Annotated in this window: 10 protein-coding genes; 2 read left to right on the plus strand and 8 right to left on the minus strand. The window is 61.0% G+C overall.

Features of this window, described 5'->3' with window-relative positions:
- Positions 1-111 precede the first annotated feature (111 nt).
- The 3 genes from EOD15_RS18305 to EOD15_RS18315 are packed head-to-tail and all read right to left on the minus strand — an operon-like array spanning position 112 to position 1,272.
- A complete protein-coding gene (locus EOD15_RS18305; RefSeq protein WP_127320026.1) occupies positions 112-345 on the minus strand; it encodes a hypothetical protein in 234 nt (77 codons plus the stop codon).
- 1 nt (position 346) lies between these two features.
- The gene (locus EOD15_RS18310; RefSeq protein ID WP_027035106.1) at positions 347-565 is read right to left on the minus strand and encodes a hypothetical protein; all 219 of its coding nucleotides are present in this window, start codon (positions 563-565) and stop codon (positions 347-349) included.
- Positions 562-1,272, minus strand: coding sequence for a glycosyl hydrolase 108 family protein (locus tag EOD15_RS18315; RefSeq protein WP_127320024.1), 711 nt, complete (start codon positions 1,270-1,272; stop codon positions 562-564). Before EOD15_RS18315 ends, EOD15_RS18310 begins: the two co-directional genes overlap by 4 nt.
- 55 nt (positions 1,273-1,327) lie before the next feature.
- On the opposite strand from EOD15_RS18315, the gene EOD15_RS18320 reads away from it, so the two are divergent.
- Positions 1,328-1,516: a hypothetical protein gene (locus EOD15_RS18320; protein WP_127320022.1), complete on the plus strand. Its 189-nt coding sequence runs from the start codon at positions 1,328-1,330 to the stop codon at positions 1,514-1,516.
- A 286-nt stretch (positions 1,517-1,802) separates the two neighbouring features.
- On the opposite strand, the gene EOD15_RS18325 is transcribed toward EOD15_RS18320, so the two are convergent.
- Complete coding sequence (locus EOD15_RS18325) at positions 1,803-2,807, minus strand: EpsG family protein (RefSeq protein ID WP_127320020.1); 1,005 nt, start codon at positions 2,805-2,807, stop codon at positions 1,803-1,805.
- Positions 2,808-3,002: 195 nt separating this feature from the next.
- Between EOD15_RS18325 and EOD15_RS35790 the strand changes: the two genes are divergently transcribed.
- A complete protein-coding gene (locus EOD15_RS35790; RefSeq protein ID WP_164761671.1) occupies positions 3,003-3,149 on the plus strand; it encodes a hypothetical protein in 147 nt (48 codons plus the stop codon).
- Between the two features lie 4 nt (positions 3,150-3,153).
- Here the strand turns inward: EOD15_RS35790 and EOD15_RS35795 are convergent, their stop codons facing one another.
- The 4 genes from EOD15_RS35795 to EOD15_RS35805 form a co-directional block, all read right to left on the minus strand.
- Entirely contained in the window at positions 3,154-6,120 is a 2,967-nt protein-coding gene (locus EOD15_RS35795) for a hypothetical protein (protein ID WP_164893149.1), read from the minus strand.
- On the minus strand, positions 6,083-8,431 hold the full coding sequence (locus tag EOD15_RS35800) for a hypothetical protein (protein WP_164893150.1): 2,349 nt from the start codon (positions 8,429-8,431) through the stop codon (positions 6,083-6,085). Before EOD15_RS35800 ends, EOD15_RS35795 begins: the two co-directional genes overlap by 38 nt.
- Before the next feature lie 156 nt (positions 8,432-8,587).
- The gene (locus EOD15_RS18340; RefSeq protein WP_127321108.1) at positions 8,588-9,061 is read right to left on the minus strand and encodes a hypothetical protein; all 474 of its coding nucleotides are present in this window, start codon (positions 9,059-9,061) and stop codon (positions 8,588-8,590) included.
- A gap of 2 nt (positions 9,062-9,063) precedes the next feature.
- A partial coding sequence (locus tag EOD15_RS35805; RefSeq protein WP_185929018.1) for an HNH endonuclease occupies positions 9,064-11,557 on the minus strand: 2,494 nt, incomplete at its 5' end.

The following is an 11,557-nucleotide window of genomic DNA, read 5'->3' on the forward strand; positions in this document are numbered from 1 at the left end:
CCGACGCGTCGGAAAGGGTCGCCGCCTCCGCCCTTGTCGGCCGGAGGGGATGCCCGGCCGCGCAGAACGACCCGCCTGATGTGGTGCAGCCGGCCAGCAGCAGCGAGAGCGCTATGATTTTGACCATCTGGCCAGCCTCCCCCTGTTGTCGTCCGGCGCCCGGCCGGCGACGGCATCGTCGATCTTCTGGGCTTCGGTGCGCGCCGCGGCGTCGGCGGCATCCTGCCTGGCCTTCTGGCTGGCCTTGCCCTTGGCATAGGCTGTCCAGGCACCGGCAAGCGCGGCGCCAATTGCCAGAAGATACGGCCAGGCCTGGCCAAGCAGCGCGAGGGTGAGTGTTCCCATCTCATGTCTCCTTGGCCGGCGGCGCGACCATGCCGCGCGGCCCGTCACGCACCGCGTTGATGATGATCTTGGCAAGGGCAATGGCGCCGCTGATCTGAAGCGCGGTGCGGTCGCTCACGCCGAGCAGCGTCCAGTCGAAGCCGGCGAGCGCGCCGCCGCAGATGATGGCGATCAGCGTGTTGAGGAGATTGTGCAGCGCATTGGTGTTGAACCATCTCATCGAAACAGGCTCCCGAAAAAATCGGCGACGTGATGCCGGAAAGCCGCGAGCGCTCCGGCCATGAGAACGAGGATGCCGGCCGCGGCAGCCGCCTTGCCGCCGGGCGCCGGCGGCACGGGCCGAACCGAGGGCGCCCCATTGGGCAATGTTTCGACCCTAGGCGGCGGCGCCGCGGTCACCGGTGCCGCAGGGCGCTGCGCCGACATCAGCAGGGCCTGAACCCGCACCGACCTGACCCGATCGGACCAGCCGCGCCCGAATGTTGCCCATGTCGGCAACTGCTTGAGGAACGCCAGCCGCGCATCGCAAAGCGCATCGATGGTCACACCGGCCGGCTTTGCCTTGGCCGCCGCGACGGTGACCGGTCCGATCCGCCCGTCCTGCGCAACGCCGACGGCCGCCTGCAAATATATGGCCGCCCGGCCAGGCCCGCTGTTGACGGCGAAATCGAACACAGCGTGGTCGACGCCATCGGGCAATTCGGCGCCGAGCACAGCGTCCCAGTAGAAGCGGCGATAGACGGTGGCGACCTGCGCGTCGCTGATCGCACGCAGATCCGCCTTCGTCGCGTCGACCTTCAAATAGCGACGGAAGCTGGCAAGCGTCACGCCCTTCATGGTGGCGCCGCCGGGGTCAGCCGGATTGTCCGACCAGCCGCCTTCCGATTTGAGAACAAGCGCAAGCGCCCGCGCGAAGTTGCGGTCCATGGTGGTTTTCCTTCTTCGGATGATTTGGCTATGGTCGGCGCCGGGGAGCGGGCTGATGGATGATGAGCGACGCAAGGACCTAGTGATACTCGCCGCGCCGTGGGCTAAGCACAACGCTAAGTTTCGTGCGAACGCAGCGGCGAAGGCTGGCGAAATCAGAACCCACGACGGCGGGCTCTTGCTTCCCTACGACGGCGGGTGGGAAGTCATTCGACCCGGCGACAGCAACGCGGAAACTGGCTGACACAACCCGAGCGCCCACCGTCCCTGCCGGCTTACGGGACGGGGAACGTCCCATTGCTCTCAGGCTGTCTGGTTTGTCTGGAACAGGTACGACCCTCTTTGGGTGCATACTGATGCCGAGCGGCGCAGCCTACATAAGGTTGACGATGGCGCTCGCACTATTTGGCCCCTGGTAGCGAGCCGCGACGGTTCTTCGGTTGGTTGCGAAAATTCCGGCAATTCTTGCGGAACGGCTATAGCCGATGGCCGATGAACCGGCCTGCGAAGAAGGGTTGGCGAGATCGTCTTTACCCGACGCGCCGCAAGAACGGATAGTTCCCGGGATCAAGCATTGATCTCAGACCCCAGCGAGGCAAAGTTATTCGGGAACACAGGGTCACGACCACCACCGGCAGCAGCAGCATCGGCATCATCGCCACTCGATTGTAATAAGGCAGGCCGCTCGCTGCCATGTAGATCACGGTCATGACAATGCAGTATTTAGCCAAGCGCGCATCCGATTGCTTCTCGGCCTTGTGAAGCAGCAGGACGCTCACGACGCACTGAAACAGTGAGTAGTAGAAGAACAGCGCCTTGTAGCCCACCTGATAAGTCAAGAACGCGTCGGTTGAGTACTGGGTGTAAAGCCCAGTCCATAAGAGGATCGGGGTGACGATCATCCCAGATAGAACAGTGATGTAATCGGTGACATAGCCGACGAACGTCAGGACAACGACCGCGACAAACAGCTTGCCGGACCTCGGCAAGAAGTCGGTGAGGATGTACACGCTCACGAACAATGCGGCGCTGTAATGGCTACCTATAGCGAGCGCCGCGAAGAGGACGGCCCAACGTTTTTGCTGATAATTCACCGCGCGAAAAAAGGTGAGAATGAATATCAGCGAAAACCCTTGCCTTAGCGTGTTTTGCCCGAGCTGTTCAAACCATGGCAGCATGATGAAGGCCACGGTAGATAGTGCGCCAAGAAGCACATTGTTGCACTGCCGGGAGGCATAGAAGAAATAGGCTGCGATCATCATCATGCTGTTTGCCAGCATACTGTCGGAGAGCGAAAATCCCAGGTTTGCATACAGCCAGTGCATTGCTAGGAACACGCGCTCGTGCGCTACAGATGTCATATAGAGGACAAAGCCAGTTCGCGTCGCATAGGAGAAACCACGCGAATAGCTGACGATGTCGCCATCGGCTGTGTATGCCACGTAATTGGCATAGTCAGTCCTCGAAACCGCAAATAGCATCACTGGCACTAAGCAGGCCAGTGCCGGGAACCAATTCTGGCGAACGGGCCGCATTCGAAGGACTCTCTCGTATAACGATGGCTGCAACCATTGCTCAACTCTTGCAATTTAATCAATGCCCATGGCGGCCGGCTGCCCAAAAACCGGCAACAGCCCCGGCGCCGCGTCGATACGCGTTATTGACGTTCTTTGCTTGGCTAGCCGCTCCTTGATATGGGTCTGCGCTCGTGCTGCTGGCGAGGATGGACCATGATCGAAAGAGGCGCCAAGGACAAAGACGCCCCATTCGATGAAGAAGCTGAGCTTCAGATCATGTTGGCGATCATCGTGCTTGGCCCGACCGCAACCTATTTCGTCTACCTGTGGATCGTCCTGCTGTTCAGCGCGCTTCGGTAGCCGATCAATACTCGATATAGTCGACCGTCACGCCAAGCCCGGACAGAGCGACCCCGGACCCGGCAGAGTTGGAGTTGAGGATCAACACGTCCCCAGGCTCCAGATATGCGCCGGCCGGGCTCGCAGTGACCCCGGCATCTCGCGACACAAAGGCAGTGAACCCGGTTGCGGTCGTGTCGATTGTCGCAGCGTTCGCAGATGAGCCCGCCCGATACCGCCGCAGGATGAGGTTCCGGTAGTTGGAGCCGCTTGCGGCAACGTCGGCGAGCACCTGATAGCTGGCCCGGGCGACAAGGCACCGACGCCGCGCCACGAACACGCACTTGTTCACGGTGCCGGTCGCCGAGTAGTCGCCCGCGATCGCCGTGATGCTCTCGCCGAACGTGTGCTTCTGCGCATCCCCTTGAAAAGTGACGGTGCCCCTGACGCGGTTGTTTTTGCCCCACCGGATGGAGTAGGGGTGGAGGAGATATTCCCACCTTACCAGCCCCTCAATGGTACGCCAGACAGCCGTGCCGTCGGCAATCCGCTGGTCGGTTCCGCTCGGGCCACCCGACGCCGCAGAGGTGCCGGCAGTCATGCAGATAAAGTAGGCACTCCCATTCCTCCGCACAGCATCAACCGCATAAGGTGTAAAGGCAGCCCACGCGGCAATGGATGCGCTGCCATCGTCAGTCACGCACAGTGCCGTCCCGGTTGGTCCCCCGCTGCTTGCCGAACGGCCCTCGGTGGTCGCACGGTAGAAATTTCCCCCGTTCGTCACCATGGCGTTGCGCTTGTAGATCGTGTCGGCAGCCCACGAGGCAATTGCGGTGCTGTCCCCATTGAGGTTCACGCTGCCCTCAATGTCGCACTCATCGACGGTAGCGCAACCCGCTCGCTGGTGTAGCGCGGTGATGACAAGGTCAGCCTGGGTTGATCCTGAAGTGTTGTTGCCCCGAGTGATAAGGCGACGCACTTTTACGCTCGATGGGGATTGAATACTGATGCCACCTTTATCGGAAGCCTCGATGCGCATTCCATCGATGTCGATATCAAGGTCTGACCATCCTATCTGATCGGCGTTGGCTACGCTTGAAAAGCAAGTAAAGGCGTGGTTGAAACCGCAGATCGCACGATAGGACGTTATGTCCTTGAGCTTCAGGTTGACGGCTTCGCGGATCCAGAAATACCCATGATCATCAAGCGTGATGTTCTGTAGCGTGATGTCCTGCACCGGACCCGTGCCAGCATGGCCGCCAGCCGCCCAATCCCACCCGATGTAGAAGGCAGGGGCCGTGGTCGAGCCGATGGCCGAGCCGCTGATGTTGGACAAAATAATGCGCTTGCTGACCTGAAAATTTCTGACAGCAGTACCGGCCACGTACTCTGCAAAAGTATCTGGCGTCGTCGTCTTGTAGTTGATGGTCGCGATGTTGCCGGTGTTGTGGACCGAGAAATCGCCGATCGACGCATCGATCTGGTCGTTGATATCTATGCACTGGTTAACGCGCGCGACCGATTTAAAGACCCCGCCTCGGATCACGACAAGCTGGCTTGTGCCGTCGAGATCGATCGCCTCCGAGAAGTCCTCGAAAATGAAGTTGGTCATCACGAAGCTGTCGACATAGCGGACATTGAATCCGCCTGTCATTTTCTGGTGACGATGGCCGTTCACCTGCACGTTCTTGCTGTTCTGAATGTGGGTATAATAGCCGCGACGGCCGCCACTCGACTCGGCCTTGGTGTTGATAAACCGCAGACCATCAACGCCCACGGCGTAAAGGAAACGCTGATTGCTGTTCGTCGCGTCGCCGTCATTGTTGGAATCGAAGGTGACGCCGTCGAACGCGATATTCTTGCGTGCGCCGACTGTCATATTTTTGTCGGTCGAGAAGACCGGTTGAATGTCGGTAGCGACAACACTTGCCCGGCTCACGCCATGCAGCACTGCTTCATGTCCGCTGAAGGTAACATTGTCGGCGGTCAGTGCCACCGCGCGATAGACATTGGCAGTGGTGTTGCCGAGCGTGAATGGCGAGACCGAGCCGGGCACCATCTTGTAGATGCCGGACGGAAACTCTACGCCGCCCGAACCCAGATTGTGCGCGGTCTGCACGGCTGCGGCATCATCAGTCGAGTTGTTTTTCCGGGCACCCTTCTGCGAAGCCGTCGGCGTGTCAGAGAGCGTGTATCCGACGACCGTCACGCCATCGTGCAAGGTGATCACGAGGTCGCCGGTCGTCGTGCCATTTTTGCGATAGACGCCGCCGCTGCCTGCCACCTGGTTGCCGTCGTAGAATGCCGTGCGGATGTAGTCGGGCGCGACATCCGGCGAGAATGCTTCAGCCGTCGCTTTGGTAGCGAACTGAGGATCCATGACGGTCGTCATAGCGCCCGTTACGAGATCGAGAATTTCCTGTGCCGCCTCCTGAAGATCGCCGACGGCGTCGTCGGAGAGGTAGAAGCTGATCACGATATTGTCAGTCCCGATCACCGGGTTATCGGTCTGAAAAGCGTAGACCTTGCTGGAGTTCGCGTTGCCCTGCTGGACATGCACCGTCGTTCCCTTCTGCATGGTGCGCCCAGTGCGGGCATCGGCAGCGCGGAACCATCGGCCTTCGCTGACCGTATAGATACCGTTTTGCGTCTGGTCGGCCTGGTCCTTGACCAGCACGCGGTCGCCCACCTCCGTCGCCACCCCGTCGATGGTCTGGAGGCCGGAAAGCGCAATGCTGGCGGTCGTCGCCAGGCGAACAGGTTCGCGCTCGCCGGTCAGAAGGCGAACGGCGGCGGCTGAAGATCGGGCCATGCTGGCGTGCTCCATGAAAAAAGCCCCGCGAAGCGAGGCTGAAAGAGATTTTGGTCTTGAGATAGAGGGGGGCCTTTGGATCAGCCGGCAGATATCAACTGCAATTGTGATGGCATTGGCAGCGTCGAGCTTCCATGCAGCATCAAACCTCCTGAAGCCGCACAACGGCGTTCCAGCCATAGGTCTTTGCCGCGACGCCGGTAACGGTCACCTCAATTCCGGAAGCCCCCACGGCGACGGAGGCGTCGAGCGATGCGGCGTCGGTCGCATATTCGCCGATCACCGTTTTGGTGATCGCACCTTCGACCGCCAGGATTCCGCCCGTGTTGCGGATCACGCCGGCGAACACATAGCCGGCGCTGGTCGACGACGAACCATCCGTGCGGCGGGCAGCGACATCGACGGTGAACTTCGCGCCTTGCCCGGGCCTGATCGGAACAAAGCTGTTTCCGGCTTCGAAGACCATAAGAACGGGCGTTGCGTCCGGCGTCGATTTATAGCCCTTGAAAAGATCGCCGCCCCGATTTCCTTCAATCAGCGCCATGTGCGATCCGTCATCGGTTGGCTTGCCCGTCGCCGTGCCGGAGTAGATGTTGCCCCGCACCTCGACGTTTGGCGAGGATCCGCTGATTTTCACATCGTTGACGACGCTGCCGGTCGCCGCCTTGAAAAGGCCACCCGTCGCCCTCTGCCGTTCGCCCGATAGTGTCGACAGGGCGACATAGGACGATCGCGCATCCGCGATGCCTGCATGGGTTTGCGACATGTCGCCGTTCAATCGAACGCCAATGGACGCCGCCGCGCCGCCCATGTCGACAAGCGTGTCGGCCGACACAATGGTTTCATCCGCCGCGCTGAAGACGCCGTAGGCATTGGCCTGGGTAAACCCAAAGATGCGGCCGGCACCAATCCTGACGCCACGCGAGATCTGTTGCCCGGCCGGGGTTTCGATATAGATGCCCTGATGCGTCGCCTGGATGTCGAACGACAGCAGGCGAAGATCTTCGATATGATGGCCGGTGCCGGCGCGAATGCCTTGCTGCACGCCTTCCATCACCAGGCTGCGCACCTCGATATCCTTGGCCCCTCGCAGCACCAGGCCATAAAGGCCATCCCTGGACTTGGCACTGATGCGAAGGCGTTTGTACTTCAACACCGATCCGGCGGGCGCAGCGCTGCGGGTGAAGGCGACGGCCGCGCCAAGCTGAACGCCGCCAAGCTGCGTCCAGTCGATATCCACCTCGATATCGCTCACCGGCCAGTCGTCGTCGCTCTCCGCATCGAAACCGTTCAAATAGGCACTCACGCGAGCGCGGCGGACAAACACGTGACTTGTGCCGGAAACATCGTCGTTGATGGTGACGATGTTGCGCGCCGTGTCGCCTCTGGCGTCGTCGATGTAGACCCAACTGGAATCGGCAATGCGGTAGTGATCGCCTTGCGTACCGATGAGCGTGCCATGCTCGATCGTGACGCCGGAGATGCCGCTGATGTTGAAGACACCGAAGCCGTTCGCAGCCGCGACATGATTCCAGGCGCCATTGACCTTCGGCGCGATGATACGGTTGTCGCCCTTCAGGTTGAAAAGGTGCGTGGCATCCTCGGTACGCTGCAAAAGCGCCCTGTCATCAAACTCGACCGTCAACCCCTGCGGAATGTCGATATTGCCCGCCAGCGAGAATATGCCAGCCGGGATGATCAGCCTGCCCTGCCCGGCGGCAGCAATGGCGTTGACGATCGCGGTCCTGTTGTTGCCGGCTGCCGTGTCGGCGCCCGCCGCGCGAACGTTGATCTCCTTTGACCTCGGTGCGTTGATGATGTCGAAGCCGGCTCTCGCTCCACCTTGCAGCGTGATCGCCAGACCGCCCCCGCCCGCCAAAATGGTGCCATTCTTCCTGTAGAGGGCTTGGCCGTCGCCGACCTGCGAATAGCCGGCAGTCCTGATATAATCCGGCGCGATCGCCGGTGAGTACGCCTCTGCCGTCGCCTTGGTTGCAAATTGCGGATCGAGCACGGTTGTCATGGCTCCCGTCGCTACGTCCGCAGCGGCCTGGGCCTGGTCGATGATGCCTTGCGCGGCTGCCTGGATATCGCCGACGGTGTCGTCGGACTGGTAGAACGACAGCACAATGTCATCGGTGCCGATCACGGGGCTCACTGTCTGGAAGGCAAAGACAAAATCAGCCGAAGCCGTGCCCTCCTGGACATGCACCGTAGTCCCCTTCTGCATGGTGCGCCCCGTGCGCGCATCGGCGGCGCGGTACCAGTAGCCTTCCGACGCCGTATAGATGCCGTTCAGCCTGGCGTCCGCCTGGTCCTTGACCAGCACCCGGTCGCCGGTCGCTGTCTGGACGCCGTCAACCATTTTGAGGCCCTGGATCCAGGCGACGCCGTCGATGACGATCGTCTCCAGGTTCGCGGTCGTCGCCAGGCGCACGGGTTCGCGCTCGCCGGTCAACAGGCGAACGGCGGCGGTTACAGGTCGGGCCATGAGGCTTGCTCCATGAAAAAAGCCCCGCGAAAGCGAGGCTGTGAAAATTGCGGTTCAATTACAGGTCGGTCCGCCCTGCCGACCCCTCGTGCAGCAACTCGGTTGCCGCCCGGCCTCAGCCCTGCTCACGATGCTCGCGCGGCTGCGTGCGGCAGATCAGTGCCGAAGCAACGGCAGAATCTTTTCGTCGAGGAGTTTGAGCCGACTTGCCAGTATCTCGGCGTTGACGGGATTCGCGTCGACATTGACTGGTATCAATTTCGCTACGGATTTTCCGTGGCGCGCGGCCTCAACCCAATCTTCGAGGGCGCCGATATAGCCATCGAGAGCCTCGAAGGGAGTCCTGGTATCGTCAGCGGGGATATATGTCGGCGGCACATCGCCCACGATCACCCAAATCCATTCCGGTACGTCTGGCCTTCCAGGCTCAATCTCAAACAGAAAGATATAGATAATGCCTTCAGCGCCATATCCGAGATACTCGCCCTTGATGGACAGCACCCAATCGTAGAATTCGAGGTGTTTGCGAGCCTCAACGTGGGCAGAGTCGAGCTCGTTGTCGCCTGTGCTGACATCCACTGGCGGTAACCGCATAACACTCGCTAGGTCTGGCTTGGCTTCGTTCACCATGGCTAGCTCCCTTCCCAGTTGCGCAATCTTTGCCTAGTCCAGCGCTCGAAGTCTCGAGCGTCCATGTGGCGCTTCATATGATCAGCCCTAGGGCGAGGTCGAATGTTTGATACGTGATCTGGCCCACCGTCAGCCAGTGGAATCTCATGGGACACATCCATATTTCGGCCCGTAGCCGGATCCTTGGGCCAGGGCTGACCATGCTTCAGTTCCCATTCCTTACGCAGAGCCTTATTGGTGGTGTATCGCCCCGGATGAACCCAGCTAAAAGTGCCTGTTTCGACACCTTCGGTCGCCAGATCCACCACGCTGCTGTAATTGCCAGGGTTGGCTCCCTGTATTTGTGTATCGCCAGTATCTACGGAAACCTGAGGAACCGCAGCTTCTGAGCTGGCGACAATAGAGTCATCGGTGGATCGCCCAGTGAGCCTTGCCATCACCTGGCTGCCAATGGCACTGAGCCCTTCGGCAAGGACATTGCCGCCGGCACCCCAAAGTGCCCCAGCGGCTGCACCGCTCAGCATGTCCTCATCCAAGCCATGCGCATATGCGGCGCCATAGATTGCACCCTCGCCGCTGGCGACAGCGGTTCGTGCGGCCAGACCAGTCAGGCCGTCCAAGGCTGCGGTGCCCAACCTGCCCGTGAGAGTGATGCCCGAACTCGCCAGACCATGTCCGGCGATAGCGCCGCCAAGGAGCTCCGCCGGCAGAGCTGCCGACCCTGCCCGGTCTTCGGCATCTTCCGTCGCTGTCCGTTCGGCGACGAGCAACTCCTCATAGCTTTTGTCGGAGAAAAGCGAATTGAGGCCGGCGGCGGCTTTGTCCGCATGACCAAAGGTGATCCCTTTGGCCATCAGCCGGGCCACGTCATCGGCGGCTTGGAGAGGTTGCAGCCAGAACGACGCGGCATTGTATTGTGAACGAGCCGGATGCGATGCGACAGTCAACAGGCCGGTCGCCAGGGCATCTTCCCGTGCCTGAATGTCTGCTGGTGTCAGCTTCGGATCGGTTGCGTTCTGCCGCAGCCGAGGCAAGCCGGACTGAAACAATTGCCTCGCCATCTCAAGGCGGAAACGTGGATCGCGGACAGCGAGAAAAATCGTGCTCAGATCAGTCATGCGCTGCCGCCACGGCACGCTTGGGTCGATGAATTTCGCGGCAAGGCTTTCCGCGGCAGACCGCGGCAACGGCAATATCTTGTCGAAACCCATCTCCTGCTGGGCTGCAACGGCCCAGGTAATGGCAGCCTTGTAGTCCTCGGGAGTTGTGATCTTGTCCCAGTCGGGAGCCCTGCCCGGGAACATTTGGCTGACATAGGCGGCAGGGTCTGCCCGTCTGGCGCCCATAACGAATTGTGCGCCGGCAGCCTTTGCTTCGTACCGCGTCCACTCTTCCTGTGAACCGCCGGCCGTGGGCTCAATATCCCGAAGCTCAGCATGTATCGCCCGGTTTGGCGCGCTGCGCATGTCAAAGATCGAACCAGCGATGCCAGCCGTTACGTTGAAGGTTTGAAAACGCTTCGGGCCGTCTTCCGCGCCATAGATATTGACGAAATCCTGTGCGGTCGGTTTCTCCTCGGGATATTCGCCCGTGGCGGCGATGACAGCCGGGGCGTTTTGCTCCGCGAGTTGCACTTTCGCGCGAGCATCGACCAGTTGGGCTGCGGTCGCAGTGTTGGCCTGATCCCTTAGCGCTGCGAGATCGCTGGGCTTCAGGTAGGTGATGGCGTCGAGTGGGATTGCTGGCTTGTCATCAGGCGTCGTCGAACTGCTTCTATCGAATGTCGATGTGCCCGAGGCACTGGAGCCATCAACCGCCTCGGCGGCATCGTCCTTGGTCCGGCTTGCGGCTTGCCCCGCACCCAGCATCTCCGCAGCCCGCTTCGGGTCCTTGGCGATCATCGCCTGGACCAGCGCCTTGGCCGTGTTGCCGCGCCAGGTGGCCTCGGCTGTTTGCCGAAGGATCGGATTGCCGATCTTGGCGATCAGGTCGAACCCGCTCTTCCGGATCGCCTCGAAGGTCTCGGTGTCGTTCGGATCGCCCTGTGCAATGGAACCGGTGGAGATGTTGTCGACCTTGGTCCACTCGGCCAATTCATACTCGTCACGCCGCTGGAGTTGCCGCTGAGCCATGCGCCGTGCGCCAACCGCGCGCATCGCCTCCTTCTGCCCGACGAAACCAGCGCGCTGGCTTTCGGGCATACCAGGCAAGGCATCGTCGAACAGCCTGTCGAACAGACCAGTCTTCACCACCCGGCCGTTGTACGGATCGACCTGGCCGTACATCGCCTCATGCAGGCCGTTGCCGTCGGCCGGCGCGTTCGCCGCCACTTCGTCTTCCGCCTGCGCGATCCGGCCGTTGAACCGGCGGCGCGCAAGCTCGGCGTCGAACGCCTCCTGCTGATCCTTCATCTGCTGGTAGCGCTCGGCGACAGCGGAAAACTGGCCGCCCAGCCCTTGCATGGCGCCGCCAATCGGCGATCCCTGCGGATATTGC

This window comes from Mesorhizobium sp. M7A.T.Ca.US.000.02.2.1, from assembly GCF_003996995.1.
Taxonomy (GTDB): domain Bacteria; phylum Pseudomonadota; class Alphaproteobacteria; order Rhizobiales; family Rhizobiaceae; genus Mesorhizobium.

Bases quoted from the DNA above. Each gene is read 5' to 3' on its own strand.
- EOD15_RS18305 (WP_127320026.1), bottom strand. From the start codon at position 345: ATGGGAACACTCACCCTCGCGCTGCTTGGCCAGGCCTGGCCGTATCTT.
- EOD15_RS18310 (WP_027035106.1), bottom strand. From the start codon at position 565: ATGAGATGGTTCAACACCAATGCGCTGCACAATCTCCTCAACACGCTG.
- EOD15_RS18315 (WP_127320024.1), bottom strand. From the start codon at position 1,272: ATGGACCGCAACTTCGCGCGGGCGCTTGCGCTTGTTCTCAAATCGGAA.
- EOD15_RS18320 (WP_127320022.1), top strand. From the start codon at position 1,328: ATGGATGATGAGCGACGCAAGGACCTAGTGATACTCGCCGCGCCGTGG.
- EOD15_RS18325 (WP_127320020.1), bottom strand. From the start codon at position 2,807: ATGCGGCCCGTTCGCCAGAATTGGTTCCCGGCACTGGCCTGCTTAGTG.
- EOD15_RS35790 (WP_164761671.1), top strand. From the start codon at position 3,003: ATGATCGAAAGAGGCGCCAAGGACAAAGACGCCCCATTCGATGAAGAA.
- EOD15_RS35795 (WP_164893149.1), bottom strand. From the start codon at position 6,120: ATGGCTGGAACGCCGTTGTGCGGCTTCAGGAGGTTTGATGCTGCATGG.
- EOD15_RS35800 (WP_164893150.1), bottom strand. From the start codon at position 8,431: ATGGCCCGACCTGTAACCGCCGCCGTTCGCCTGTTGACCGGCGAGCGC.
- EOD15_RS18340 (WP_127321108.1), bottom strand. From the start codon at position 9,061: ATGGTGAACGAAGCCAAGCCAGACCTAGCGAGTGTTATGCGGTTACCG.